Consider the following 24,415-nt stretch of genomic DNA (forward strand, 5'->3'; position numbering starts at 1 on the left):
GCCGGACCCGTTAAGAATGGCCCATTGTCATGGCGGCGGGCGCGACCAGCATCCACAGCGCCATGGCGATCATCATCAGATTTTCGGTCAGTGAGATGAAACCCAGCGGCACATTGCTGTCGCCGCCGACGCAGGCGCATTTGAGTTCGCGCTTGTCGATATACACCGCCTTGAACACCGACACGGCGCCGATGATCCCGATGAACAGCGCCACCGGAATCGATATCCAGTTCAGCGCGCCAGAAATCATCAGGATGCCGGCAAGACCCTCCGCAAAGGGATAGATGGTAGCATAGGGTACCCAGCGTTTGGCGAGCAAGTCATAGTTCAGGAACATGCTCGAGAAGCTCTCGATGTCGCGGAGCTTGAGGAAGGCAAGCAACGCCATGCTGAACCCGATAAACCATTCGGCGGCACGGATTGTGAAGGGCGTGCCCGACACCGCTTGGCTGGCGGCCAGCGCCATCAGCGCGGTGATAGAGAAGAGCGCGATGACGGGCTTATAGGTAAGCGCCTTAGGATCGCGGACTTTCAGACCGAGATGGCGCCTCAGATCGTCAAGACCGCCGATCCGCTCGCCTTCGATGAAGGTCTGCGGCGTCGTCGCGACGCCATGTTTCGCCTTGAATGCGTCGGTTTCCTCGCGGGTCGTCAGCCAGACATCCTCGACGTCATAGCCGCGGCTGCGCAACAGATGCAGCGCCTTCAGGCCATAGGGGCAGATATGCTGCTCCATCACCATGCGATAGATGGTCGCCCGCGGCTTGCCCGAAACCGCCGCACCAGTGTGCGCTGGCGCGCTTTCGTTCGCGCGCTGAACCTGCATATTCATCGATTCGCCTTTCTTGATTCCCGATCGCTTCCCGCTATATAGGCTCCGTACCATAGTACGGAGTCAAGGCCTTGCGTGACATGACCATCGGCCAGCTTGCCCGGCAGGGCGGCGTCAATGTCGAGACGATCCGCTATTACCAACGCCGCGGCCTGTTGCCCGTTCCGCCTCAGTCGGCCAGCGCCCCGTCGGAAGGCCGAGTCCGGCGTTACGACGAGGCGGTTCTGCGCCGTCTGCGCTTCATCAAATCGGCACAAGCAGCGGGATTTACGCTCACCGAGATCGCCGAACTGCTCGAACTCGACGCGTCGAGCGATCGCGCGCGAGCGCGCGAACTGGCCGATGCGCGCATCGCGGCGATCGAAAAGACGATCGCCGAACTCGATGCGGCGCGGCGCGCGCTCATGGGCCTGTCGCGCCAATGCGCTGCCGCCGACACGCTCCACTGCCCGATCATAGCGGCGTTCGAGCAGGTCTAGCCCGACTGGCCTTGGCGGCGGATGGTGCTGACGGCCGGTCTCACCTCCCAACTGGTGTCAATCGGTCGCAAATGGTTCCAGCATCCCGGCTACAAGCGATGGGATGGTAATTCCGGCTGCGACATCGAGCAGAAGGCTAGCGCGGATCGCAGCCGCAGGTCTCGCCGCTGCCGCGTCCGGAGTTGCGACGGCCGTCCGAAGTGCCTGGGTCAGGCGCCATCGAATCTCCGCGGCTAGGACCGGCATCAGAGCGAACAAATAGGCTTCCACGGGGAAGACCTGACCATAGGGTCAAGCGAGCGATTGCGTCACGTGCACGGCGCCGACCAAGGCTCCGACGAGGGGCAGAAGCGAAAAGCGCCGCTTCTGGATGAAGGTAGGAGCCTTTGGGCGTTCCGGATCAACTTCATCCTGGCGATCTGAACAAATCGGGGAGCCCAATTCCAATGGTTTTACGTCGCCCGAACCATTTTTGAGGGATGAGTCGTTCTGGTGCGTAATCAATGTCAGTAGGGGATGTTGGGTGCTTGAACTCGGAAGCCGTAAGCAGCGGTTTCCGGGCATGCATGTTTTTGTCCTCGACTTCCCCGAAACTCATTTGGGCTGCGCGAAAGGGCAGTTCTTCGAAACAGGGGAAGCATAATGAACAAATTATACTGTTATTCGTCGACGAAGCGCGCAATGCAGCGAAGCTCGATGGCGGCGATTGCGGTGGCGGTCGCGTTTCCCGCGCAGGCTCAGGAAGCCCAGTCGGACGGCCTCGCCGAGATCATCGTAACGGCGGAGAAGCGCGAGGAAAATCTGCAGTCCGTTCCCGTCTCGGTGACAGCGATGACCGGCGAGGCGCTTACGGCAACGGGCATATCAAACGTCGAAGACCTCCAATTTTTTGTGCCGGGCGTGTCGATCACCAACGATTCCATGGCGATCATCAATATTCGTGGAATTGGCACCTCGGCGTTCGGCGTTGCGACCGACCCCAGCACGACAGTCCATTATGACGGCGTCTACATCTCGCGCCCGACCACAAGCTATCAGGATTTGTTCGACGTCGAACGCATCGAGGTGCTGCGCGGACCGCAAGGCGTTCTCTTCGGTCGCAACTCCGCCGGCGGCACACTCAACATCATTTCCAAAATGCCTACGGAGGATTTGACTGGCGCGCTGGGGCTCACCGTCGGAAATTACGAGAAGCGCTCGCTGAGCGGCACGATTTCTGGACCGCTTGGAGCGGGCGTCCGAGGCCGCCTCACCTTGCTTGCCAACCAGCGCGACGGCATCTACCGCGACGTCGTCTCGGGACGGCGATACCAAAACGAAGATAATCTCGCTGGACGACTGACGCTTGCGATTGACGCGAGCGACCGTCTTGAGATCGTGTTGCGGGCGGATGCCAGCCGTGATCGCGAGACCGGCGCGCGGTCTGTTCGGCCCTTTTATCCGCAAGGCTTCGTCGATGCGGGGGCGACGATCCCGGCCAATGACAAAGAGGCCGCACTCGACCGCCTGCCGCGTTACGATGTCGATGCCTGGGGCGTGTCCTCGACCATGAACTGGGACGGCGGCCCGGTCACGCTCCGCTCGATTACGGCGCTGCGCAAGAGCAAGGTCGTCCAGGCGCTCGACGTTGACTCGACTGACCTCTTCCTCCGCGATATCGAATTTTACGAACGTTCCCGCAGTTTCACGCAAGAGTTCCAACTTCTCAACAACGATGCGGACAAGCTGCGCTGGATCGTCGGAGCATTCTATCTGAATGAAAAGGGCAACGACGAAATACGGATCATCGAACCGGGTCGTCGGCTCGCGATCCCGGAAAACAATACGACGAATGCATTCGCGCTCTTCGGACAAGCAAGCTACGAACTCATCGACCGCCTGCGATTGACCGGAGGGCTTCGATACTCATACGAAAAAAAGGATTTCGGATATCGTGTCCTGCTGAACGGAAATCAGGTCGATGCCGGTCAGCCCAAATCATCCTGGACCGCCTGGACTCCGAAAATTGGGATCGATTACGACCTTGCCGATGACGTCATGGCTTATGCGTCGGCAACCCGCGGGTTCAAATCGGGTGGATTCCAGCTGGGAGACGGGCGGCCTTTCCTCCCGGAGTATGTCTGGAGCTACGAAGTCGGCCTGAAGTCGACGCTCCTCGATCGCCGGCTTCGAGCTAATTTTTCCGCCTTCTATTATGATTACACCAATCTTCAGGTGGTCGAGTATAATAATGGCGTTGCCAGTACCACCAACGCCGGCAAGGCGACGATCAAGGGCGTTGAAGCGGAACTGATGGCACGGCCGTTCGATCGCCTGACGCTTACATCCACGATCGCTTATCTCGATGCGCGCTACGATGTCTATTTTGACGACGTCGGCGCAAGCCTCAAGGGCAAGCGGCTGCCGAACGCGCCGAAGTGGAACATCACTTTCGGCGGAGAATATAAGGCCTCCCTGGGCGGCGGAATGCTGACATTACGGACCGATATCTCCTGGCGCGACAGCGTCTTTTTCAAGCCCAGCAACAATCCGCTTTTTTCCGGAAACGCCACGACCCTTATAAATGGGCGTGTCACATGGCAGCCGGCGAGCGAAGCGTGGGAAATTGCGCTTTATGGCCGAAATCTCACCAACGAGCGCTATGTGAGCTATAGTACGATCGGGACGGACGCGACGGGTGTCTCGAACCCTACTCTTCCGCTCTACATCTACGGCGAGCCGCGCCAGTATGGACTGCAGCTGCGCTACTTTTTCTGAGGTTCCTCGTCCTGCGAGGTCCCCCGGCGACTCCCCTACGGTCGTCGGTCCCCCTGGGCGCTTGCGCCCGGGGGGAATACTTCCTCTGAACGCAGGACATGATATGTCCCTGTTCTCACCGGCGCCGTTACTTGAACGGCCCTGCTGATGGCACGATGAGCCGGGCAGTAAGATGGCACGAACAGATACGGGCTAGTCCCATCCTGAACGTCGGTAGCGCGCGCGATTTCGATGCCCGGCTTTCCCTGTGACGCCGCGAGGATGCAAAGACCAACTGCTTTCGGAGGCCTACGCGTCGTCGGCTGCCTCACGGCAATGGATGGGAGATCGCCTTGATCGCCTTCAGGCCCGTACCGAAGCGGGCAATGGCGACCCTGTTCTGTTCGAGCTCGGCGTAGGGCAGGTAGGAAATGTCGAGATCACCGATCCGGCTGAAAGCCGGGCGTCGGAGCTGAGCGCGGACATCGGCTTCTCGCGCATCGGGTGCAACCAGGAAAAGTGGCGTCGACAAATGAAGATTCTCGCTGCTCAGCGCGAGATCAAGCATGCGGACAATTCCGGAATAAATGGATGTCGAATGCTCCACTTCGAATGCCGCCGCGACCGTAGCCGTCGATTGCTCGAGCCATAAGATGTCGATCAGTCTTATGGCATCGCTTCCTTGAGCGGTTGCGATGGCATGCGGCAAGCTATCGAGGCATCGAGACCCGAGCGGCACACCCTCATGAAGGCGCCCCCGGTCATTTGCCGCTACCCAGACGTCATATCCAAGTGCAAGCCCGAGGTCCCGAAGCCAGGATTGGACTTCGCTATGCGTCCGGTCGGTCTCTTTCTGATTTGCAAGCCCCTTATCGAACTTGTCGGACTGTGAGCGCGTTTCATTCAGCAAGGCCATCCAATCGCGCGCATTTTCGCTCGAACCGCTGAGCGGTGGGGCTGGAAACCGTCCCGATCCGATATCGAACAGCAGCCCTCCTATCGCCCCCAAATCGTTGGAAAGAAGATCCCGGTAGCGATCGTTGAGATCCAGAATGCCCGCGCGCATCGCGAGAAAATGCTCCCAACTGCCAAGCTTCACATTCGCACCCGTTAGCGCGTTGTAGCCCTTTACGATTGCCGTATTGAACGGAGGCACAAGAGTGGGATGCAGAAAATAGAGAATGTTGGCCACCGCAGGACCCAACCCCTTGATCTTCTGTCTATCGATTGCGAGGATCCCGGCGACGACCTCCTCGGCGGTATCGCAACAGGAGCAATGGTGAAGAAGTCTGCCAAAAGCTCGTTGATTGTCGGCGTTCTCGTAGATGTCCGGGATTCGGAGTTTGGGCTTCCACAAGAAAGCATGATCCGCACCTTTGAAAATCTGTCGTTGCTCGGCGATTGAATGAACAATGATCTCCAATGACGAGCCCCGATATGCCGCTCCGAAGGTGCCGGCCTCAATTTCGGCGACGACCTGCGAGATGCCTCTTCTGATCGACCGAAAATTCTTCAGTCGCTCCTCCCACAGGAACCAGCTTTGATAGGTCGAGCCGGAATCGCCGCGCCAGCGCTCGATCAGTTCGCGAACAAGGTCGCGCTTCATGTTTATAGCCCCCGCTTGATCCATTCCGAATTGCTGTTTTCCACCTGCGGCTTGCCGGCCAAGACAGTTCGCTCGATTCGGCCCTTAGCGAAAGGCGAAACCTTCCGTCCCACCGGCAAGGTGGGCGGGAATGGAAGGTCGAAACGAGCCCGTTCACGCCCGGCGCTGCATAATTGTCGACGACCTCAGTGCCCTGCGTGTTCGCCCGCTCCGCTTGGTTTCTGACTCGCGCCTTCCGCCTCTGTCATGCCCTTCATCATCGCGTCATGGTCCATTGGCGCATTCTGCGTAATAGCCTGATATTGTGCCGGCGACAGGCCAGGGAGTTTTCGGACAAACGCGACCATATCCCAGATGAGACGATCATCATGCGTTTTCCCCCAGGCCGGCATGGCGGTCATCTTGATGCCATGCTTGATGATCCAGAATTGCTCCGCAGCCGAACGTTCCGAACCTTTGAACAAGACGGGCGCTTGCGGATACAGCCCTTGACTCATTTCGGTCTTTTCCATCCCGGGCGCGAGATGGCAGCCGCTGCACATCTCGGTATAGAGACCTGCGCCCGACGCGATCCGCGCCGGAGCCGCCAAATCTGCCGGCACCGCGATCGATCCGGATCGCGCTGCGATGGACTTCTCCCTGAATGTTTCGATGACGCTGTAAGTCAGCCGGTTATGGGGGGCATCGGCCGCTATATTATATAGGCCGAGATAGACGGTGATCGCACCCGCGCCCGCTATCAGGGCCACCGCCAGCAGCGTGAACGTCACGCTCGGCATATGCTTTCGGAAATCGAAAGTTCGAAATCGCTCCATTATCTATCTCCCGCATAACAGGCCTTGAGCTTTGCAGCCGAACGCAATGCGGCGGCTGTTCAACAGATGATACGCACCCCAACAGCTTTGCCCTTGTCACAGACGAGGCAGGCGTTTCCGTACTTGCCGCGACGAGCCATTTCAGGGTGCCCACACCCGCTCGGGCTCATGCGTCCTGCTAGGTGTGGGTTCGGAGAGATCGTGAGGACTAGCCCCTTTTTTGCCCGCTCAGCTGCCACCCGCCGGTCGCACCTTCGGCTTGCGTGAGGAGCTGTGGAGATTGAAGATCTGCCACTTTCCGTTGTCCTGTTTGAGGACACTCGTAGCGACGCCATCCCGTTCGATGGTCTCGCCGCTCGCGAGCACAATCGAGAAGCTGTAGGTCTCGGTTGCGATCGCGATATTTCCTTCGCCGCGAACCGAAATCTTGTAATTGCGGAAGGTGAAGGATTTGAATTCCTTGAGTTCGGGACCCAGGTGATGGTCGCGATAGTGGGCGAAATTCCCTTCAACGCCGCCGGATTCGAATATCTGGGCGTCTGGCGAAAAGAGGGCCTCGACGCCGGTCAGGTCCAGTTTCTCCATCGCCGATTTATACTGCGCGAGCGCTGCCGCCGCGCCCTGAAAATCCGCAGGCTCGGTCGCCTGAGCCGGGACGGCCACCAGCATGGCCAATGCGATTGCTGTAATCGTCAGTCGTCTCATATCATTTCCCCTTGTTGTGCCGACACTTCACGAGTGCCTCCCGTGGTTTCGATCAGATTCTGGCAAAGCGCAGCCGCAAAGAATTGGCAATGACGCTGACGGACGAGAGTGCCATTGCAGCGGCGGCAATGACCGGCGAGAGCAATAGTCCGAAAATCGGATAGAGCACGCCCGCAGCGACGGGAATCCCGGCGACATTATAGGCGAAAGCGAAGAAGAGATTCTGACGGATGTTCGCCATCGTCGCATGGCTGAGATGCCGCGCCCGCACGATGCCCAGAAGGTCGCCGCGCAGTAGCGTCACACCCGCGCTTTCGATGGCGACATCGGTTCCCGAGCCCATCGCGATGCCGACGTCGGCGGCGGCGAGCGCGGGGGCGTCGTTGACCCCGTCGCCGGCCATGGCGACGATCCGGCCCTCTTCGCGCAGCCGCTGCACGACCGCGCTCTTCTGGTCGGGGAGGACATCGGCCTCGACGTCGTCGATGCCGAGGCGCCGCGCGATCGCCTCGGCGGTGACGCGATTGTCGCCGGTGAGCATGATGACCTTGATTCCGGCTTCGCGCAGCGCAGCGAGCGCGTCGCCCGTCGTTTCCTTGACGGGGTCGGCGATGGCGATGACCCCGGCCGCCTTGCCATTGACCGCGATGTAAATCGCCGTCGCGCCGTCTGTGCGAAGGCGGTCGGCTGCCTCGGTGAGCGCGCCCAGATCGACGTCATATTCTTCAAGAAAGCTCGCATTGCCGAGGACTATCGCCTTGTCGTCGACGACCCCGACGATACCCTTGCCGACCGGCTGGTCGACCCCCGATGGCTCGACCAGCGCGAGGCCCCGGTCCTCGGCGGCCTTGACGATCGCGGCCGCCAATGGATGTTCGCTGCTGCGCTCGAGGCTCGCGGCAATCCGGAGCAGATCCTGCTCCTCGAAGCCGCCGGCGACTTCGATGGCGACGACCGAGGGTCTGCCTTCGGTCAGCGTCCCGGTCTTATCGACGACGAGCGTGTCGACCTTCTCCATCCGCTCAAGCGCCTCGGCATTTTTGATCAGCACGCCGGCTTCGGCGCCGCGCCCCACGCCGACCATGATTGACATTGGCGTCGCGAGGCCGAGCGCGCAGGGACAGGCGATGATGAGCACCGAGACGGCGGCGATAAGGCCATAGGCCATGGCGGGCGCGGGCCCCAGAAGCGACCAAACAACGAAAGCGACAATGGCGACGACGATGACGCCGGGCACGAACCAGCCCGAAACGGTATCGGCGAGACGCTGGATCGGCGCCCGGCTGCGCTGCGCGTCGGCGACCATTTGTACGATCCGCGCGAGCATCGTGTCGCGCCCGACCTTCTCGCTGCGCATGAGCAGGCCGCCCGTCTGGTTGATCGTTCCGCCGATCAGCGCCGCGCCGGCCGCCTTGGTCACCGGCATCGATTCGCCCGTGACCATCGATTCGTCGACCGTGCCGCGGCCTTCTACGACGATGCCATCGACGGGGACTTTTTCGCCCGGACGGATGCGCAGCATGTCGCCGACCGCGACTTCCTCGAGCGCTACCTCCTCGTCGCTTCCATCGCTGCGGACGCGCCGGGCGAGCTTCGGTGTCAGGTCAAGGAGCGCGCGGATCGCGCCGCTCGTCGTCTCGCGGGCCCTGAGTTCGAGCACCTGCCCGAGTAGCACCAGCACCGTGATGACCGCGGCGGCCTCGAAATAGACCGCGACCGAGCCATCGGCGGCGCGGAAGGCTGCCGGGAAGATTTGCGGGAGAATCGCCGCGATCATGCTGTAGCCCCAGGCAACGCCCGTCCCCATCGCAATGAGGGTGAACATGTTGAGGCTCTTGTTGCGGATCGAGAGCCAGGCGCGCTCGAAGAAGGGCCAGCCCGCCCATAGAACGACGGGGGTCGCGAGCAGCATCTGGACCCAGTTGTTCGTCTGGCGGCCGACATATTGGTGGAGGCCTGTCAGATGGCCGCCCATTTCGAGCGCAACCACCGGGAGTGCGAGAAGGAGCCCGATCCAGAAGCGCCGCCGCATATCGCGATATTCTTCGCTGGGGCCGCCCGATGCTGTCGGCATGACGGGCTCGAGTGCCATGCCGCAGATCGGGCAGCTTCCGGGGCCGGCGCGCTGGATCTCGGGATGCATCGGGCAGGTCCAGATGGCGCCTTCGGGTGCATCGGCTGCGGCCGGCTCGCGTTTTGCGGCATAAAGATCGGGATCGGCCTCGAATTTGGCGAGGCAGCCTGCGCTGCAGAAATAGTGATGCTTGCCGCTATGCGTCGCGATATGAGGTGTGGTGGCCGGATCGACCATCATGCCGCAGACCGGATCAGTCGTGCTCCCGCTGCCTTTTTCTGCGCCCTGATGATCGTGCATCGCCGCCGCTCCCGTATGTGTCGGATGCCCGCCTCGCGGCGGGGCGGTCCAAACGCCACCGGTCGAGTTCGCCGTTGGCGTCGTTCCTGGCGGTTCCAGAATGGAGCCGCTTCTATCGATACGCAAGAAGAGCGGTTATCCCTTGGATTTTCTTTGCCCCGTGCCGTCAGGTCCCGGGCTTTCGGGCCTCGATGATCCCGATCGCACCGGTTGGCGTGCGGAACGTCTCAAGCTCGCGAACATCGCAAAAGCCTGCCTCTCTCATCAGCACCGGGAGCAATCCATCGGCGTTGGGCTGGGTGTCCTGGACGCCGTCGAGCTGCTGGATCGTGAGGCGGAACAACAACCGCATGAGGCGGCTGCGCTGTTCCCCATAGTCGGCAACATAGAGTTTGCCGCCCGGCGCGAGCACCTGCCGGGCCTCGCGTAGCAGACGTGCCTTTTCCTCAAGCCCGACCTGATGAAGGACGAGGCAGATCGCAATCTTGGCAGGCGGGGGCCAGTCATCGATCGCCGAAGCCGCGAAAAAGCCAACTCGAAACTCCGGCGGTGGAACAATCTGCGCGGTCTTCGTTCGGGCAATTCGCGTCGCTGCCTCGTCGGGGTCGAAACCAAGATAGCGGACGTCCCGGCTATGGCGAGCGATCGCCAGCGCAAGATTTCCCGTACCCGAGCCGATATCGAGAATGACGTCACCCTCGCCGAGCGCCATATGGCGAACGAGACGGTCGCGCCACACGCGCTCGCGCGTTGTCACCGCGACGCCGAAATCATAAAAGGGCGTCAGGAAGTGATATCCTGCCGCTGGCGTGTAGGATCTTGCTACGGGTTTCGGGTCGGGCATGGCCGTCTCCTTTCGACGCTTTGGCTTGCCGCCGGATTGCGGCCGCAATCGCCGGTCTCGACGAGACGCTTAAGGGCAAACAGGCGCGGCAGTCTTGAATGTTTCGCCGGGGCGACGCGGTGCGAGGCGCATCCGGCTCAGGGCACGATTTCGAACGCGAAGGCACTAAGGCCGGCCGAAGGCGTCACGCCTAGCCATTGAGCGCAGCGGCGCGTGAAGTGCGACTGATCGGCGAAGCCTCCCGCCGCCGCGGCGTCGGCAAGACCTCCGCCGCCGACCAGCGTCCGCACGGCGCGTTGAAGCTGGAGCCATTGCAGCAATTTGGCCGGAGGCACGCCGAAGTCGCGGCTGACGATTTCGCGGAGGCGCGAGGGCGAAAGGCAGGCGACGTCGGCCAAGGCGCGCGCGGTCGACAAATCGTCAGGGGCCGCGAGCACTTCGGACAGGCGGGCATCCACCGGACGCGCCTGCGAGCGGTCGAGATAGTCGGACGCCCAGCGCTTCGCGTCCGCGCCGCTTGCGATGTCACCTAGTCCGGCTGTCTCTATCGGCGTCAACAGGACAGGCGCCGATCCGGCGGACAGCCGGGTGCCGGCACGAAAAAGCGGGTCGAGATAAAATGACCGCACGAGGGCGCCCGGCGGCCCGAGGCGGTGCCGGACATGCGACGCTATCGCAATGGCGTGTCCGGCGGGAACTATCAGGTCGGCATCACCGGAAATTTCGAGGTCGCGTTCGATGGCGAGGCTGATCTGGTGCGCCACATGGTTATGGGGACGGCTGCTCCCGATGCGCGCGTCAATGAGCGCCCAGCCGGTCCCGAGCATGATCGAACCCGACCAAGAGGCGGTGCTTGGGGTCAAACCGGATCGGCGGTGACGAAGGGTTCGAGCGTACCGAACCAGGCAACCAGCGCGAGTATGGCGAGCGCGGCCGACGCTTCGATGATGAGGCTTCTGCGCATGGCTGCAATCGCGAGGTCGGGGTCGGCGTCGACATTGTCGGTATCGGTCCCCGGGACGGCGGCCGCGAGCGCCGGGGTCAGCCGCCAGCGGTTCGCCGCCGCGAGCGCCAGCATCAGTCCGAACAGCGCAAGCTTGGCGAGAAGCAATTGTCCATAGGGCGAGCCGAGGGAACGGCCGAGATTCTCGGCGCCGACGATCATCTGGCTGTTGACGAGGCCGGTGGCGGCGATGACGAGGACGCAGATCGTACCGACGCGCGAGAATTGATCGAGGCTCCGCGCCGCAATTTGGAGTCCGCCCGGCCATTCGCGGACACGACGTGGTGAGATCAGGATCAGGAAGGCGCCGATCGCGCCGATCCAGACCGCCGCTGCAATCAGGTGCAAGATGTCGCTGATCCGGTGCACGGTGCCTGCGGCGCCTTCGGTCGCGCCGGCGTGGCCGGACCAGACCAGACTCGCGACGGCCACCGAGCCCGCGGCCGCGAGTACGGCGGCCGAAGTTGTCGGCCAGCGGACCATCCAGATCGCGACTCCCAGCGCGAGCAGCAGCGCTGCGCTCCGGTAGACCCAGGCTGTGCCGACCTCGGTCTCGCGAACAAGGTCCCAAAAAGGCTGGAGTTCCAGGGAGAGGAGCCCCACACCCTGCATCGAAGCCGCGAGCACGCCCATCCCCAAGATGGAGAGAAGCAGTCCGGCGGCGCAGAGCCATCGCTCTGCGCGCCAGATCGAGGCCATCATCGACTGCGGCGCAAGGCGTTCGCTCCGTGTCAGCGCAAAAAGCGGGAACGCAGCAAGGCCGGCGATGAGCATCAGGTCCGCATAAAGTGCGAACCTGATGCCGATCAGAACGGGGTCCCCCACCGTCTTTTACTTTACGGTGAAGCTGAATTCGCTGCCCATGCGGTGGGTATCAGCGCCCGCCGCCGACCATGTGACCTTGTAGGTTCCGGCTGTCAGCGGCCGCTTGAGCATCAGCATCGCCGACTTGCCCTCTTTGCCCATCATCGACGAGTAAGGCACCTTCATCGGGGCATGATTGGCCATGCCGGGCATGCCGGTCATGACCAGCTCGGTCTTGAGGGTCGAGGCGACGATCTTTTCGTTGAACTGAAGATTGACCGACGTGACCTTCGAAACGGTCGAATTGGCGGCGGGCGTCGAGCTGACGAGCTTGGTGTGCGCGCTTGCCGTGGCCGGCATGAGAAGCAGAGCGAAAGCCGCCGCTGCAGAGGGGAGAAGAGACTTGAACATGAACACCTCCAAATGCGTGTCTGTCCTGCTAATACGCAGGATATCGGCATGGCCCTCAAATATTCCGGAATAATATTCTGGTGTGAGGGGTGAGGCGCTTCGGCGCGTATGTACAATGATGGAAAGGTTTGAAGAGACGATCGATGGATAAGGAGCTTCGCATTTTGAACAGGATCGATCTGCCCGCAGCGCTCGATGCGCTCGATGATCGCATCATGGGCGCATTGGCGATCCGCCGGCGCGAAGCGGTAGCGATGCGCCGCCTGATGGCGCTCGCGGCCTTTGTCTCGCTCGGCGGCGGTGTCTTTGCGGGGAGTGCGATTTCCCAGCCGGCGGTCGCGGCAAGCCCCCTGACCCCATTCGGCCCGCCTAGCGCATTGGTGCCTTCCACCTTGCTGGATGTACAGTAGCGATGCCGTCGCGCCGTCTTCTTCTCTTGGGGCTCATTGCCTTCGCCGCGGCGATTGCCGGCGTGTTCATCGGCCGTCTGGTAGCCGATGCGCCCAAAGCCAGCGAAACCGAACTTCATGCGCTTCTCCACGGCCAACTCGACCTGACCCCGGAGCAGGAAAAGAAACTCGAGCGGATCGAAGCCGACTTCGCCGGTCGCCGCCAGGCGCTCGAACTCGAGATGCGCGCCGCCAATGTCCGGCTCGCGCAGGCGATCGAAGCCGAGCATGGCTATGGACCGCGCGTCACCGAGGCGATCGACGAGACGCATGAGGTGATGGGGACATTGCAGAAGGAAACGCTCCAGCATCTCTTCGCGATGCGCGGGGTTCTCAACCCCGATCAAGCGGAAATGTTCGACAAAAGCGTGGTCAAGGCGCTGACCGCCGATGCGCGGTGAGCGCCGACCTATCGCAATGTAGCGACCAGGATCTGGCGGCCTTTGCGCGCGCGCACCGCGAAGACGCCTATCGCGAGTTGCTGCGCCGTTACAAAACGGGCGTCTACCGGCTCATCGTAAAGCAGATCGGCGATGCCGACGAGGCGATGGATTTGACGCAGGAGACGTTCGTCTCCGGCTTTTCGGCGCTCGATCGCTATGATGGCGAACGCCCCTTCCGCACATGGATCGCCCGTATCGCGCTCAACAAATGTCGCGACTGGGCACGACGGCGAAAGGTGCGCGCCTTTTTCTCCCGCGCGCTCCCGCTCGAAAATGCGCATCACGTAGCAAGCGATGGTCCTGGGCCCGATTCCGCGGCGACCGACAGGCGAGAGCTCGCCAGGGTTCGCGGGGCGATCGATCAGCTGCCGCAGAATTTGCGCGAAGTGTTGCTCCTCCGCGGTGTCGACGAGGTCAGCCAGGCCGAAACAGCGGTCATTTTGCGGGTCAGCGAGAAAACAGTCGAAACGCGCCTCTATCGAGCGCGGACCAGGCTCCGGGAATTGCTCGCGGGAACATCTGCGAGCGCCGAGGGTTGAGGGTTCGACCGCTCGTTCAGGCGGCATCTCCTCATCGTCCGGCATTTTTATTGAGGGGCAGGCGTGCCGCCTGCGTATAGCTTTAGGAACAGTCAGTAACGGTCGGAAAGAATATGCAGATGGAAAGGCGTCGGTTCGTCAGTGGAGCTTTGGGTGGAGGGGCTGCTGCGGCGATGGCCGCATGGTTCCCGGCCTGGGCCCAGCCGGTGTCGTCCGGCATCACCGCGCCGCTTCCGACCGTATCCGGCAATGACATAACGCTGCGCATCGCGCGCCAGACGATGCGCATCGACGGCAAGGTCAGTCGCGCGATCGGGATCAACGGCACCGTGCCCGCGCCGCTCGTCCGGCTGAAGGAGGGACAAAACGCGCGCCTCACCGTCGTCAACGATCTCGACGAGGACAGCTCGATTCACTGGCACGGCCTGATCCTGCCGTTCCAGATGGACGGCGTGCCCGGCGTCAGCTTCCCCGGGATCAAGCCGCGCTCGAAGTTTGTCTATGAATTCCCGGTCGTTCAATCGGGGACCTATTGGTATCACAGCCATTCGGGGCTTCAGGAACAGCTCGGCCATTATGGCCCGATCGTCATCGATCCCGCGGGCGCCGACCCGATCGGCTACGACCGCGAGCATGTCGTCGTCCTGTCCGACCACAGTCAATTGTCGCCCGAGGCGATCTTCCGCAAGCTCAAGGTCAATCCCGGCCATTTCAACATGCAGCGCCAGACGCTGGCGGGCCTGCTTGCCGGCAAGGATCAACCGCTCAAGGAGCGGATCGATTGGGGCAAGATGCGGATGGACCCGACCGACGTCGCCGACGTCAATGGTTCGACCTACACCTTCCTCGTCAACGGCCATGGTCCGCGCGACAACTGGACCGCGCTCTTCAGCCCCGGCGAGCGGGTACGCCTGCGCATCGTCAATGCGTCGGCGATGACGATCTTCAACGTCCGTATCCCGGGCCTCAGGATGACCGTCGTCCAGGCTGATGGGCTCAATGTCGTGCCGACCGAAATCGACGAGTTCCAGATCGCGGTCGCCGAAACCTATGACGTCATCGTGACCCCGGTCGAGGACCGTGCTTATACGCTCGTTGCCGAGGCCAATGACCGCTCGGGCATGGGACGCGCGACGCTCGCACCGCGCGCTGGCATGGTCGCCGAGGTGCCGCCGCTCCGCGAACGGCCGCTCGCGACCATGAAGGACATGGGCATGGGCGACATGTCGGGCGGCGCGATGGCGGGTATGGACCATTCGGGCGGCGATATGGGCGCCATGCCCATGCCGGCGAGCGACCCTTCTTGTCCTCCCGAACATGCCAAGATGGGCCATTGTACGCCAGCGGGGGAAAGCGGCGCGATGGCGGGCATGGATCATGGATCTGGCGGAGGCATGCAGCACAGCATGCGCGACTTCAGTGTCGCGCCGCAGGTCAAGCGCGATCCCAGCGTTCAGACGATCTCGCCGATGCCGATGGATCGCATGGGCGAGCCGGGGCAGGGACTGGAGAATGTCGGGCACAAGGTGCTGACCTACCATGACCTTGTCGCGCTCGAGCGCAACCCCGATACCCGCGCCGCCTCGCGCTCGCTCGACATCCATCTGACCGGCAATATGGAACGCTTCATGTGGTCGTTCGACGGCATCAAGATGTCCGACTATCACGAGCCCATCCCCTTCATCGAGGGAGAGCGCGTGCGGATCAACCTCATCAACGATTCGATGATGAGCCACCCCATCCACCTCCACGGCCATTTTTTCGAACTGGTGACGGGCAAGGGCGACCGGTCGCCGCGCAAGCATACGGTGCTTGTCCAGCCGGGCGGCATCGCGAGCTTCGATTTCACCGCCGACGCGCTCGGCGACTGGGCGTTCCATTGCCACCTTCTCTATCACATGCACGCGGGGATGATGCGCGTCGTCAGCGTCCGTCCGAAGGGAGACGGCGAATGACCCGGGTCGCGCTTCTCCTCGCGGGTATCGCCCCGCTGGCCTTTGCTGTGCCCGCCGCGGCGCAGTCGATGGATCATTCGATGCATGGTGCGGCGCCCGCGCCGACACCCGCTCCCTCGCCAACGCCAGCACCCGTAGCGCAGTCCGCGCCCGAAGCGCCCGCCGAAGGGTCGATGGAGCAGATGGACCATGGGAACATGCAGGGCATGGACATGGAACCCGAGGCTTCAAGCTGCCCGCCCGAACATGCGGCGATGGGTCATTGTACGCCTGAGGCGGAAGCTCCAGGCAAGGGCGCTTCGGACATGGGTGCGATGGATCATGGCGCACCGCAGCCGTCCGATCCCGATTGCCCGCCCGAACATGCCAAAATGGGCCATTGCACCCCGAAGGGCGGATCTGCGGACGCGATGGCGGGAATGGAAGGCATGGCGACCACGAGCAGCGCTAGCGGCACCGATTTGCCGCCGGGCGATGCTACCGCGCCTGCGCCTCCCGGCGACTGGTATGCCGATCGCATTTATCCCCAAGCCGAAATGGAGCATTCGCGCCACGACATGATGAAAGAGAATGGTGCGCAGACCATCGCTTTCATCAGCTTCAACCTTGCCGAATATCAGGCGCGCAAGGGCCGCGACGGGTTCCGCTGGGACGGTGAGGCTTGGTACGGCGGCGACATTAACCGGCTGACGATCAAGAGCGAAGGCGAGGGCGTGTTCGGCGAAGGCATCGAGAGCGCCGAGGTACAGGCGCTCTACAGCCGGGCGATCGGACCCTATTTCAACGCGCAGGCGGGTATCAGGCAGGATCTTGGGCCCGGCCCCGACCGCACCTATGCGACGATCGGCTTCGAGGGGCTCGCCCCCTATTGGTTCGAAGTCGAGGGCGCGCTGTTTCTTTCGAACAAGGGTGATCTGCTCGCCCGGCTCGAAGGCTATTACGACCAGCGCATCACCCAGAAACTGATCCTCCAGCCGATGGCGGAGGTCAATTTTGCGCTCCAGGATGTCCCCGAGACCGGCGTTGGTTCGGGGCTTTCGGATTTCGAGCTCGGGCTTCGCCTGCGTTACGAGGTCGTGAAGGAATTCGCGCCTTATGTCGGCGTCGAATGGGCGCGCAAGGTCGGCGATACCGCGCGTTTTGCCCGCGCCGCGGGCGAGGATGCGAGCGGCGTCAGCTTCGTGATGGGGGTGCGGGCCTGGTTCTAGAAGTTTCGCGGGGTGGCGACACGTCGAGGAGAAATGCCGTGAAACCAGCCTATCGCAGCCTCGCGCTGCAGACGATCGTCAGCGGCGTCATCATGTATCTGGTGATGTTCGTCATGATCGACCGCCTCTCGAGCTTCTACAATAATCTCAACATGCTCTACATGACGCTGATGATGGTCTCGCCGATGGTCGTGCTGATGATCGTCGCAATGCCGGGCATGTTCCCGTCGAAACGTCTCAATACGTTCCTGCTGCTGGGATCGGCAGTTGCCTTCTTCGGGAGCTTCGGGCTCATCCGGACACAGACGACGATCGGCGACACGGCCTTCTTGCGTTCGATGATCCCGCATCACTCGGGCGCGATCCTCATGTGTGAACAGGCTTCTCTCAAAGATGCCGAGATACGCGAACTCTGCCGCGGCATCATCGCGGGGCAGGCGGCCGAAATCGAACAGATGAAATCCATTCTCGCGAGGAAATGACATGAAAAATCTGATGACGCGCCGTCATCTTTTCGGCCTGATTGCGGTCGGATCGGGGATGGCGCTTGCGGCATGCAATTCTGCCTCGGGCCCGGCGGCGACCAGCGATAAGAATGGCGCGGCGCCCGCGCCGGGCGCCGAGACGTCCAGCCCCAAGCGAATGCTCGTTTATCGCGATCCCGAATGCGGCTGCTGCGAAGCTTGGGCGGATATCGCACGCAAGGCCGGTTATGATGTGACTGTCGAGAACCGCGCTGACATGGCCGCCGTAAAGACGCGATATGGTGTGCCTGGCCAGCTGGCGTCGTGCCACACGGCCGTGATCGGCGGCTATGCGATCGAGGGTCATGTGCCGATGCGGCATGTTGCGAGACTCCTCCACGACAAGCCACGCGACATTCGCGGAATCGCCGTGCCCGGCATGCCGCGCGGTTCTCCGGGAATGGAAATGCCGGACGGAAGCGCGGACGCATTCGAAGTGATGGCATTCGGCAGCGACGGCAAGGTTTCTGAATTCCGCGCATGACCTGCCGACACGAAGAGGAGACAGATATGACGAGATTCATTCCCCTAGCGAGCGCCGCCGCGCTGATATTTGCTCTGGCAGGATGCGGCACTGAGCCCGCGCAGCAGAGCGACGTCACACCGGAACAGAGTGAGGTCACTGCCGGTGAGCCGCCCGCAATGGTCGAGACCATGCCCGTAGCGGACGAGCCGCCCGCCGCGTCTGCCCCGGCGGCGCCGACCGAAGAAGCGATGCCTCCGGAGAAATCCCGCCCCAAGCAAGAACCCGCCGCGAAGGCCGCTGTGCCGCCGCGGGCAAAGGCCGCGCCGGAAGCGCCGAAACCTGTCGAACCCGAACCCGATCCTCATGCCGGGCACGATATGGACAAAAAATAAGGAGCATGTGCCGACGCGGCATGTCGCCCGGGCGGTCGAGGACAAGCTGCGCGAAGTGTCCGGCATCGCCGCGCCCGGCATGCCGCGCGGTCGGGCGCTGCTCGATGCCGCAGCGAGAGATATAACCATATGGAATAACCATCTCGTTTATAGCGATGAGTGGTGATTATTTCTGGTCATGCCAAGGCCGCGAAGATAGCTCGGTGGCGAAGCCGAGAGCTTTCGCAAATGGGAGGGGACCATGAGAAAATTGCTTCGCACGAGTGGCTCGATTATCGCCGTCCTGGCAGGCATGTCGGCCGCCGCCGCCTTCGCGCAGGATAACGCCAAAGAGGCGCCGGGGCCAGGCGCGTCGCAGGGCGAAATCGTCGTGACGGGTACGCGGCGGAACGATCTCAAGGCGGCCGATTCCGCTCAGCCGATCGACATCATCACCGGTGCCGAACTGCTCGAAAAGGGCACGGCCGACATGAATGATCTCCTGCGCACCGAGGTCCCGTCGCTCAATGTCCAGCGCCTCGTCAGCAACGACGGCGCCGTTTTTACCCGGCCTTTCTCGCTGCGCGGCCTGCCGCCGGACCAGACGCTGGTGCTCGTGAATGGCAAGCGGCGCCATCGCGGCGCGACGGTCCAGTTCACCAATGTTCCCTATATCCGGGGATCGCAGGGACCCGATCTTTCGGCGATCCCGTCGATCGCGATCGGCCAGCTCGAGGTTCTGCGTGACTGCGACGATACGCACTGTCTGCGAATCGACGATCTGATAGGTGAAACCGGTGCCCCGCAGCATCGTGGTTAGCGCCTGCGCGATCGTCATTCGGCCGCGAACGGGTTTGCTGCGCGCGCCAGCGAGGCGCTGATCGATCCCTCCGATCGAGATCTGCGCCGCGTTGCCAAGCGTGATCAAGGCATTGTCGAGGCGTTGGGCCGGAATATCGAAGCGCTGGCTTTCGGCAGCGGACACCGGACTCGCAGTCGAGATCGAGATCGCGACGACAGGGAGGAAGTAGGTCCAAGTCACCGGATCAGCGCGTCAATTGCCATCCTTTGGCACTATGACGCGCACGGACGCCAAGCAAGGATTCCAATTGCCGGAAGAGCCGCGCTTCGTCACGATCGATGCGAATAACGCCCGAGAAACGGCGACTTGCGAGGTCCGGCGACACGGTCACCGGGGTGCCGAGAGATCGCGACAAATCCATAGCGATCGTCGTGAGCGGCGCATCGCGATAGCTCAGCCTTCCCTGTTGCCATCCTCCCACCGTGGCCGGATCGATTGCCGAGACGATGGCTTTCGAGGTTCCGCGTTTGACGCGGAGCTGCTTGCCTGCGGTGAGCGTCACGGCCTCGGAGCCCGGCTGGTATTGCACACTGCCTTCGGACACCGCGACTTCCAGCCCGTCGGCGGATTGCCGCACGTTGAAGATCGTGCCGACGTCGCGAAGTGTGCCATCACCGGTTTCAACGATGAACGGACGCGCGCTGTCATGTTTGATCATGAAGATCGCCTCGCCGCTTTCGAGGCGGGCGAAGCGCTCGGCCTTGCGGTCGAGCGCGATCGTCGTGCCGCCATTGAGCGCGATTTTTGATCCGTCGGCCAGCGCGATTTCGCGCGTCTCGCCCGGCTGGGTTGCGATCGATTCCATCCCTGGCGACTTCAGCAGCATAGGCGACAGGAAAAGGGCCAGAACGAGACTGGCGGCGATCGCCAGAAAAGCGCGGCCGCGATACCATGGCAACGCGCCAGGTTCATTGTCATTATTTGCCGGGGGCGAAGGGGTCGCGATCGTTCCGGCACCTGCAAGCTCTTCCGAAAGCCGGTCGTCGGCGAACGCGACCGCGTCATACGCATCGGCATGCGCGGGGTCGGCTTCCATCCAAGCCGTGAACTCAGCCCACAATGTGCCGTCAGCCGCAGGACTCTGCAGCCGCACATGCCATGCAATGGCCTCGTCAACAATGCTACCGGACGCCATCATCAATTCCTTCGGCCCATTGACGTTGCGGCGCGTCGATATCCACATCCAATTGCTGCTTGAGCTCCAGAACCGCTCGATAACCCCGTTGCAGATGTTTTTCGACCGCGCTGAGGCTGATCCCCATTTCGGCGGCAATCTGCTTTTGCGGGACACCATCAATCCGCACGGCGCGAAAGGCAAAGGCGGTGCGTTCGGGCAATGTATCAAGAACCGCATCGACTCGCCGAAGCTGGTCGCGAGCAACCAGCAGGCGATCCGCCGATGGCTGGGCGTCGCGGGGAGCTGCCATGCTGCCCTCGATATGGCCCTTCGTCCACTCCTGCTCGCGCGCGGTGCGGCGCTGCGCAGAGCGGCGGCGATCAAGCACCAGATTCTCGGCGGCGCGGTAAAGATAAGCGAGCGGCTCGGCGATTACGCTGGCATCGATATCCGCGAGTTTCAGCCACAGGTCCTGCAATATATCTTCGCCATCGCCGTCGCCGCGGAGACGAACGCGCAGATAGCGCGACAAGGCCGGCCGGTTGGCCAGGAATATCGCTTCTAGCCCAGAGGCTTCGGTCATCAGATCCTGCGCTCTTCCGTTTTCGCTCTCGCGGCAAGACTTAGCGTCTGCCCGATATGCGCGAAATAGGAAAGGCGTGTGACCGCGCGTCGCGCTTGTGGAGAGCAGCGGCATCATGCGGAATGGGCGGTGACACGCCACAGCGCGAAACCGAGCAGCCCTGCAGCGATCACAGCCTGCAGCAATGCGAGATAGCCTGCGCCTACCAGCCCGGCGGAACTGGTGAATAGCGGCAGCAGCGGCAAAAGGCCCAGCCCGGCAACCAGATTTGCCGCCACCGATAAACCGGGATGTCCAAGTGCTATTAGAGCTGCACTTGTTGGCGGTCCGGCCATCGCCACGACCCTGGCCAGCGTTAGCCAAATCATGATCGCCGCGGCGCCGGCAAAGGCCGGACCGGCGATCAGCACCGCAACCTCATGCGAGAAGAACGCCAAGACGACGACCAGAGGCAGCGCCGTTGCAAGCGCAATGCCGACACAGCGCGCGAGCGCATGGCGAATGGCTGTTTTCGCACCGTCTGCGGCTGCCAGCCGGGCTAGCTCGGCATAAGCCGCCTGGCCCAATATCTGCGCGGGCTGGGAAATGACGATCGTTGCGCGGTGCGCGATCGAATATAGGCCCGCCGCAGCCGGGCCAAGCATCGCGCCAACGATCAGCGGGGTAAGACGACCGGTCAGGTCGCCCAACATTATGTCGGCGTTGGCGGTCAGCATGAAGCGGCCAAGTCCGTCATGCTCGCACCGAGCGTCTGCAACCGCTCCGAGCAGGGGCTGGTCGAGCATATGGCGGCGCGCGAGACAGATCGCCGCGATCCAAAGCGACACGCCCTCAACCAGCGCAGCGACAAGCCAGGCAATCAGGAAGGCCGTGAGCCCCAGATCGAAGACGATGACCACGAGCGTGCCGAGCAGCCGCATCACCGGTGTCACAATATTATGGAGTGCAAGAAGGTCGAAGCGCCGCAGGATTTGCAGATACCCGCCGGGGGTCGCGCGCACGGTCGCAAGGACCGCAAAACAATAGGGTATGGCGAGAGCCTGCGCATCCGCCGACCATCCGAGGAGGGGGCCGACGATCGGCACTGCGAGCGCCGCTACGATCACCGCGACCAGCCCGGCCAGAAGCTCGACCGCGCCGACAAAGCGCAACAAGCGGATAAGCTTAGCGTGATCATTTTCAGCGGGCTGGACGCCGTAACGGACGATCGCGTGCCAGCCGGGAAAGGCGACGAGTCCGCCCACGAGCATCGCGAAATAGTTCACGAGGACAAGGACACCATATTGCTCGGGGCCGAGGATACGGGCGGCCGCAATGACATAGACGAGGCTGATCAGCCCCGCAGCCGCCTTGCCGCCGAGCAGCAGCCCGAGATTCTGGTAGATGCGGCGGACCGGTCCCGGCGATTTTTCCGCCGCGTCAGTGGGCAAGGCCGGCATCGATGGATCGGCCTTCAATTTCACGGCCGCGCGCGAGTGAAGCGATTGCGCGAGCGGCTCGCACCGACGATGGCTCGGAGGTGAGATCGAACGTGTGGTCGAAGAGCCGCCGCTGCACCCCCATATATCGTGCCGGATGATCCTTCACGGCTTCCTCCAGGCCGCGATCGAGATGGCGAGCGTCCGAGATCACCGGCCCGGACTGCCAGTGGGCGAAGTTGGGATCGTGGTCCGCGTCGATGCCGTGGCAGTTCAGAAAGAGGCAGGGTCGCGGGGTCCTGAGAAACTCATAAATCTGACTGCTGACGTCGCCGAGATAGATGTCCGCCCCGTTCGTGTAGCTCATGTCGGTCAACGCTGTGCTGCCAAGATCGATGTGAATGTTCGGCGCCGCTGCGTAGCGGGTGCGCAGCTTTCCGGGAAGGCCGAACCGAAGCTTGTCGATCGTGACCGCCATCCGCCGCTCGAACATCATGATATGCGGCGCGAAAATGAGATTGTAGCGGTCAGTGGCGAGGAAATAGTCGAGCACCGCGCGTCCCTGCTTATACCAGGACGAGAGATGCGGCGAGACGTGTGGATTGTAGAGGACGACAGGCCGATTGCTGCCGCGAAACTTGATTGGTCGCCCTTCCCCCGTCGCGATATCGAATTTGGGATAGCCGGTCATCGTCAGCCGGTCGGGACAGACGCCCGCCTCGCGGGTGAGGCGATCGCAGATTTTCGGGCCCGCCGCCAATATATGGTCGAATAGCGCCGCCGATTTGCCGAAGCCGATCGCCCGGTCTCCGGCACCATGGTCGGTCAGGATCATACGGAGCGATGATAGACCGTAGCGCGTTTTGAGGATCAGCGAGGTTCGCTCGGTCACGACGAGCAGGTCGAGCGAGCGAAAGAAGGCGAGATTGTCGCGGTAGACCAGCAATTTGGCGGCGGGGAGAATGGGTCCAAACATCGCATCGACGCTCCGCGACGCCGCCGAATGCAGACGCAGAGCAACGAATTGGATGCCTGACGGCACAGCCCCGCCCATCAGCCGCACGGCCTCACGCTCCAGAAGCTCGTTGGTGGTTGCGACAATGATCTCGGCGTCTGTGCCCGCCCGCGCAAGGGCAAGCGCGACCGGCATGCTGTGGGCCATCTGGTGAATCTGGTCATGATTGAAAAGAAAACCGATCCGCATGGGACGAACGACGCCGCAGCGTCGTGATATCCGCAGCAAGTGCGGAAAATAATTCGGGCGGCGTCCTACCTGCGGAGGAAATCGCCCATGTCATCATCCTGCCCGCTGTCGGTCTTCGATCTCGACCGGACGCTCACCATATACGGCACCTGGTCGCCGTTCCTGCTTTTTGCGGCGCGGCGACGCGCGCCGTGGCGGCTCGTCTTCGCCCCGCTGGTGGTCGGTCTCATGGCAGCCTACAAGGCCCGCCTCCTGACGCGCAAACAACTCAAGCAGGCAATGCAGCGGCTCATGCTCGGAAGCGCGGTCGATCTCGACCTCGTGACCGACCTCGTGGATGCCTATGCCGAGCATAGCATTGCGAATAATATTCACGCCGACGCCATCGCGAGCATTGCCGCCGAGCGCGCGGCGGGGCGTCGCGTCGTCATCGCCTCGGCCGCGCATCTCTTCTATCTCGAGGCGCTCGCCGAGCGGCTTGGTGTCGCAGATAGGCGGCCAAAGGATCGGCATGCATGATCAGCGAGCGCGGCGCGCTTCCCTGCCAGTCGGCAACGATATTGGCGGTGCGCCAGGGCGAGGAGGCTTCGACGAGATCGGGGCGCTCGGCATCGACCCTTGCGATCCTTGAGGCCGGTTATCCTTGCGCAAGGCGTGGACGAAGGGC

Annotated in this window: 26 protein-coding genes and 1 pseudogene; 13 read left to right on the forward strand and 14 right to left on the reverse strand. The window is 62.4% G+C overall.

What is annotated here, in order from left to right; translation table 11 throughout:
• Positions 1-10: 10 nt before the first annotated feature.
• Positions 11-832 (reverse strand): MauE/DoxX family redox-associated membrane protein, encoded by an 822-nt coding sequence (locus ATE59_RS02080; protein ID WP_003046430.1) that lies wholly within the window; start codon positions 830-832, stop codon positions 11-13.
• Positions 833-912: 80 nt separating this feature from the next.
• Here ATE59_RS02080 and ATE59_RS02085 point away from each other — a divergent pair, with 80 nt between their 5' ends.
• Together ATE59_RS02085 and ATE59_RS02090 are read left to right on the forward strand one after the other, a co-directional pair.
• Entirely contained in the window at positions 913-1,311 is a 399-nt protein-coding gene (locus tag ATE59_RS02085) for a MerR family transcriptional regulator (RefSeq protein WP_003046425.1), read from the forward strand.
• 696 nt (positions 1,312-2,007) lie between these two features.
• Entirely contained in the window at positions 2,008-4,068 is a 2,061-nt protein-coding gene (locus ATE59_RS02090) for a TonB-dependent receptor (RefSeq protein WP_058806630.1), read from the forward strand.
• 307 nt (positions 4,069-4,375) lie between these two features.
• Here ATE59_RS02090 and ATE59_RS02095 read toward each other — a convergent pair whose 3' ends face one another.
• The 8 genes from ATE59_RS02095 to copC all read right to left on the reverse strand — a co-directional run bounded on the left by ATE59_RS02095 (position 4,376) and on the right by copC (position 12,609).
• Positions 4,376-5,653 (reverse strand): hypothetical protein, encoded by a 1,278-nt coding sequence (locus ATE59_RS02095; protein WP_037553287.1) that lies wholly within the window; start codon positions 5,651-5,653, stop codon positions 4,376-4,378.
• A gap of 185 nt (positions 5,654-5,838) precedes the next feature.
• Positions 5,839-6,432 carry a c-type cytochrome gene (locus ATE59_RS02100; RefSeq protein ID WP_223181176.1) on the reverse strand — a complete coding sequence of 198 codons (594 nt, stop codon included), beginning with the start codon at positions 6,430-6,432 and terminating at the stop codon, positions 5,839-5,841.
• Between the two features lie 264 nt (positions 6,433-6,696).
• Positions 6,697-7,173: a YybH family protein gene (locus ATE59_RS02105; RefSeq protein ID WP_037553291.1), complete on the reverse strand. Its 477-nt coding sequence runs from the start codon at positions 7,171-7,173 to the stop codon at positions 6,697-6,699.
• Between the two features lie 52 nt (positions 7,174-7,225).
• Positions 7,226-9,547, reverse strand: coding sequence for a heavy metal translocating P-type ATPase (locus tag ATE59_RS02110; protein WP_037553293.1), 2,322 nt, complete (start codon positions 9,545-9,547; stop codon positions 7,226-7,228).
• 166 nt (positions 9,548-9,713) lie between these two features.
• The gene (locus tag ATE59_RS02115; protein WP_003046415.1) at positions 9,714-10,391 is read right to left on the reverse strand and encodes a class I SAM-dependent methyltransferase; all 678 of its coding nucleotides are present in this window, start codon (positions 10,389-10,391) and stop codon (positions 9,714-9,716) included.
• A gap of 137 nt (positions 10,392-10,528) precedes the next feature.
• Positions 10,529-11,218 carry a helix-turn-helix domain-containing protein gene (locus tag ATE59_RS02120; protein ID WP_003046411.1) on the reverse strand — a complete coding sequence of 230 codons (690 nt, stop codon included), beginning with the start codon at positions 11,216-11,218 and terminating at the stop codon, positions 10,529-10,531.
• 32 nt (positions 11,219-11,250) lie between these two features.
• Positions 11,251-12,219 carry a copper homeostasis membrane protein CopD gene (copD, locus tag ATE59_RS02125; protein ID WP_003046408.1) on the reverse strand — a complete coding sequence of 323 codons (969 nt, stop codon included), beginning with the start codon at positions 12,217-12,219 and terminating at the stop codon, positions 11,251-11,253.
• A gap of 6 nt (positions 12,220-12,225) precedes the next feature.
• On the reverse strand, positions 12,226-12,609 hold the full coding sequence (gene copC, locus ATE59_RS02130; RefSeq protein WP_011542702.1) for a copper homeostasis periplasmic binding protein CopC: 384 nt from the start codon (positions 12,607-12,609) through the stop codon (positions 12,226-12,228).
• Between the two features lie 164 nt (positions 12,610-12,773).
• Between copC and ATE59_RS02135 the strand changes: the two genes are divergently transcribed.
• The 10 genes from ATE59_RS02135 to ATE59_RS02175 all read left to right on the forward strand — a co-directional run bounded on the left by ATE59_RS02135 (position 12,774) and on the right by ATE59_RS02175 (position 19,384).
• Entirely contained in the window at positions 12,774-13,019 is a 246-nt protein-coding gene (locus ATE59_RS02135; protein ID WP_137870392.1) for a hypothetical protein, read from the forward strand.
• Between the two features lie 2 nt (positions 13,020-13,021).
• A complete protein-coding gene (locus ATE59_RS02140) occupies positions 13,022-13,459 on the forward strand; it encodes a periplasmic heavy metal sensor (RefSeq protein ID WP_003046401.1) in 438 nt (145 codons plus the stop codon).
• The gene (locus ATE59_RS02145; RefSeq protein WP_003046398.1) at positions 13,456-14,040 is read left to right on the forward strand and encodes an RNA polymerase sigma factor; all 585 of its coding nucleotides are present in this window, start codon (positions 13,456-13,458) and stop codon (positions 14,038-14,040) included. The genes ATE59_RS02140 and ATE59_RS02145 overlap by 4 nt, the downstream gene beginning before the upstream one ends.
• 119 nt (positions 14,041-14,159) lie before the next feature.
• On the forward strand, positions 14,160-15,995 hold the full coding sequence (locus ATE59_RS02150; protein WP_374046507.1) for a copper resistance system multicopper oxidase: 1,836 nt from the start codon (positions 14,160-14,162) through the stop codon (positions 15,993-15,995).
• Positions 15,992-17,203, forward strand: a complete 1,212-nt coding sequence (locus ATE59_RS02155; protein WP_003046391.1) for a copper resistance protein B — start codon at positions 15,992-15,994, stop codon at positions 17,201-17,203. Before ATE59_RS02150 ends, ATE59_RS02155 begins: the two co-directional genes overlap by 4 nt.
• A gap of 92 nt (positions 17,204-17,295) precedes the next feature.
• A complete protein-coding gene (locus ATE59_RS02160) occupies positions 17,296-17,685 on the forward strand; it encodes a DUF305 domain-containing protein (protein WP_223181178.1) in 390 nt (129 codons plus the stop codon).
• 58 nt (positions 17,686-17,743) lie between these two features.
• Complete coding sequence (locus ATE59_RS02165; RefSeq protein WP_223181175.1) at positions 17,744-18,211, forward strand: DUF411 domain-containing protein; 468 nt, start codon at positions 17,744-17,746, stop codon at positions 18,209-18,211.
• 26 nt (positions 18,212-18,237) lie between these two features.
• Positions 18,238-18,585: a hypothetical protein gene (locus ATE59_RS02170; RefSeq protein WP_003046382.1), complete on the forward strand. Its 348-nt coding sequence runs from the start codon at positions 18,238-18,240 to the stop codon at positions 18,583-18,585.
• Positions 18,586-18,592: 7 nt separating this feature from the next.
• Positions 18,593-18,751 (forward strand): hypothetical protein, encoded by a 159-nt coding sequence (locus ATE59_RS17705; RefSeq protein ID WP_231292907.1) that lies wholly within the window; start codon positions 18,593-18,595, stop codon positions 18,749-18,751.
• 126 nt (positions 18,752-18,877) lie between these two features.
• Positions 18,878-19,384: a TonB-dependent receptor plug domain-containing protein gene (locus ATE59_RS02175; protein ID WP_058811043.1), complete on the forward strand. Its 507-nt coding sequence runs from the start codon at positions 18,878-18,880 to the stop codon at positions 19,382-19,384.
• Positions 19,385-19,610: 226 nt separating this feature from the next.
• On the opposite strand, the gene ATE59_RS02180 is transcribed toward ATE59_RS02175, so the two are convergent.
• The 4 genes from ATE59_RS02180 to ATE59_RS02195 are packed head-to-tail and all read right to left on the reverse strand — an operon-like array spanning position 19,611 to position 23,706.
• The gene (locus ATE59_RS02180) at positions 19,611-20,609 is read right to left on the reverse strand and encodes a FecR family protein (RefSeq protein WP_082657261.1); all 999 of its coding nucleotides are present in this window, start codon (positions 20,607-20,609) and stop codon (positions 19,611-19,613) included.
• Complete coding sequence (locus ATE59_RS17460) at positions 20,548-21,243, reverse strand: RNA polymerase sigma factor (protein WP_331458611.1); 696 nt, start codon at positions 21,241-21,243, stop codon at positions 20,548-20,550. The genes ATE59_RS02180 and ATE59_RS17460 overlap by 62 nt, the downstream gene beginning before the upstream one ends.
• Positions 21,240-22,565, reverse strand: a complete 1,326-nt coding sequence (locus ATE59_RS02190) for a lipopolysaccharide biosynthesis protein (RefSeq protein WP_058455269.1) — start codon at positions 22,563-22,565, stop codon at positions 21,240-21,242. The genes ATE59_RS17460 and ATE59_RS02190 overlap by 4 nt, the downstream gene beginning before the upstream one ends.
• Complete coding sequence (locus ATE59_RS02195) at positions 22,546-23,706, reverse strand: hypothetical protein (RefSeq protein ID WP_231729125.1); 1,161 nt, start codon at positions 23,704-23,706, stop codon at positions 22,546-22,548. The genes ATE59_RS02190 and ATE59_RS02195 overlap by 20 nt, the downstream gene beginning before the upstream one ends.
• A 129-nt stretch (positions 23,707-23,835) precedes the next feature.
• On the opposite strand from ATE59_RS02195, the gene ATE59_RS02200 reads away from it, so the two are divergent.
• Positions 23,836-24,267 carry a haloacid dehalogenase-like hydrolase gene (locus tag ATE59_RS02200; protein WP_058811045.1) on the forward strand — a complete coding sequence of 144 codons (432 nt, stop codon included), beginning with the start codon at positions 23,836-23,838 and terminating at the stop codon, positions 24,265-24,267.
• Here ATE59_RS02200 and ATE59_RS18150 read toward each other — a convergent pair.
• Positions 24,239-24,370: pseudogene (locus ATE59_RS18150) on the reverse strand (glycosyltransferase family 1 protein); the annotation flags it as partial. The gene ATE59_RS02200 and the pseudogene ATE59_RS18150 overlap by 29 nt on opposite strands.
• Positions 24,371-24,415 lie beyond the last annotated feature (45 nt).

Source organism: Sphingopyxis sp. A083 (genome assembly GCF_001468495.1).
GTDB classification, from domain to species: Bacteria; Pseudomonadota; Alphaproteobacteria; order Sphingomonadales; family Sphingomonadaceae; genus Sphingopyxis; species Sphingopyxis terrae.

What these genes read in the sequence shown, in the direction of transcription:
- ATE59_RS02080 (WP_003046430.1), bottom strand. Translation starts at nt 832, where the DNA reads ATGAATATGCAGGTTCAGCGCGCGAACGAAAGCGCGCCAGCGCACACT.
- ATE59_RS02085 (WP_003046425.1), top strand. Translation starts at nt 913, where the DNA reads ATGACCATCGGCCAGCTTGCCCGGCAGGGCGGCGTCAATGTCGAGACG.
- ATE59_RS02090 (WP_058806630.1), top strand. Translation starts at nt 2,008, where the DNA reads ATGGCGGCGATTGCGGTGGCGGTCGCGTTTCCCGCGCAGGCTCAGGAA.
- ATE59_RS02095 (WP_037553287.1), bottom strand. Translation starts at nt 5,653, where the DNA reads ATGAAGCGCGACCTTGTTCGCGAACTGATCGAGCGCTGGCGCGGCGAT.
- ATE59_RS02100 (WP_223181176.1), bottom strand. Translation starts at nt 6,432, where the DNA reads ATGCCGAGCGTGACGTTCACGCTGCTGGCGGTGGCCCTGATAGCGGGC.
- ATE59_RS02105 (WP_037553291.1), bottom strand. Translation starts at nt 7,173, where the DNA reads ATGAGACGACTGACGATTACAGCAATCGCATTGGCCATGCTGGTGGCC.
- ATE59_RS02110 (WP_037553293.1), bottom strand. Translation starts at nt 9,547, where the DNA reads ATGCACGATCATCAGGGCGCAGAAAAAGGCAGCGGGAGCACGACTGAT.
- ATE59_RS02115 (WP_003046415.1), bottom strand. Translation starts at nt 10,391, where the DNA reads ATGCCCGACCCGAAACCCGTAGCAAGATCCTACACGCCAGCGGCAGGA.
- ATE59_RS02120 (WP_003046411.1), bottom strand. Translation starts at nt 11,218, where the DNA reads ATGCTCGGGACCGGCTGGGCGCTCATTGACGCGCGCATCGGGAGCAGC.
- copC (WP_011542702.1), bottom strand. Translation starts at nt 12,609, where the DNA reads ATGTTCAAGTCTCTTCTCCCCTCTGCAGCGGCGGCTTTCGCTCTGCTT.
- ATE59_RS02140 (WP_003046401.1), top strand. Translation starts at nt 13,022, where the DNA reads ATGCCGTCGCGCCGTCTTCTTCTCTTGGGGCTCATTGCCTTCGCCGCG.
- ATE59_RS02150 (WP_374046507.1), top strand. Translation starts at nt 14,160, where the DNA reads ATGGAAAGGCGTCGGTTCGTCAGTGGAGCTTTGGGTGGAGGGGCTGCT.
- ATE59_RS02155 (WP_003046391.1), top strand. Translation starts at nt 15,992, where the DNA reads ATGACCCGGGTCGCGCTTCTCCTCGCGGGTATCGCCCCGCTGGCCTTT.
- ATE59_RS02160 (WP_223181178.1), top strand. Translation starts at nt 17,296, where the DNA reads ATGTATCTGGTGATGTTCGTCATGATCGACCGCCTCTCGAGCTTCTAC.
- ATE59_RS02165 (WP_223181175.1), top strand. Translation starts at nt 17,744, where the DNA reads ATGGCGCTTGCGGCATGCAATTCTGCCTCGGGCCCGGCGGCGACCAGC.
- ATE59_RS02170 (WP_003046382.1), top strand. Translation starts at nt 18,238, where the DNA reads ATGACGAGATTCATTCCCCTAGCGAGCGCCGCCGCGCTGATATTTGCT.
- ATE59_RS02175 (WP_058811043.1), top strand. Translation starts at nt 18,878, where the DNA reads ATGTCGGCCGCCGCCGCCTTCGCGCAGGATAACGCCAAAGAGGCGCCG.
- ATE59_RS02180 (WP_082657261.1), bottom strand. Translation starts at nt 20,609, where the DNA reads ATGTGGATATCGACGCGCCGCAACGTCAATGGGCCGAAGGAATTGATG.
- ATE59_RS17460 (WP_331458611.1), bottom strand. Translation starts at nt 21,243, where the DNA reads ATGATGCCGCTGCTCTCCACAAGCGCGACGCGCGGTCACACGCCTTTC.
- ATE59_RS02190 (WP_058455269.1), bottom strand. Translation starts at nt 22,565, where the DNA reads ATGCCGGCCTTGCCCACTGACGCGGCGGAAAAATCGCCGGGACCGGTC.
- ATE59_RS02195 (WP_231729125.1), bottom strand. Translation starts at nt 23,706, where the DNA reads ATGGCCCACAGCATGCCGGTCGCGCTTGCCCTTGCGCGGGCGGGCACA.
- ATE59_RS02200 (WP_058811045.1), top strand. Translation starts at nt 23,836, where the DNA reads ATGTCATCATCCTGCCCGCTGTCGGTCTTCGATCTCGACCGGACGCTC.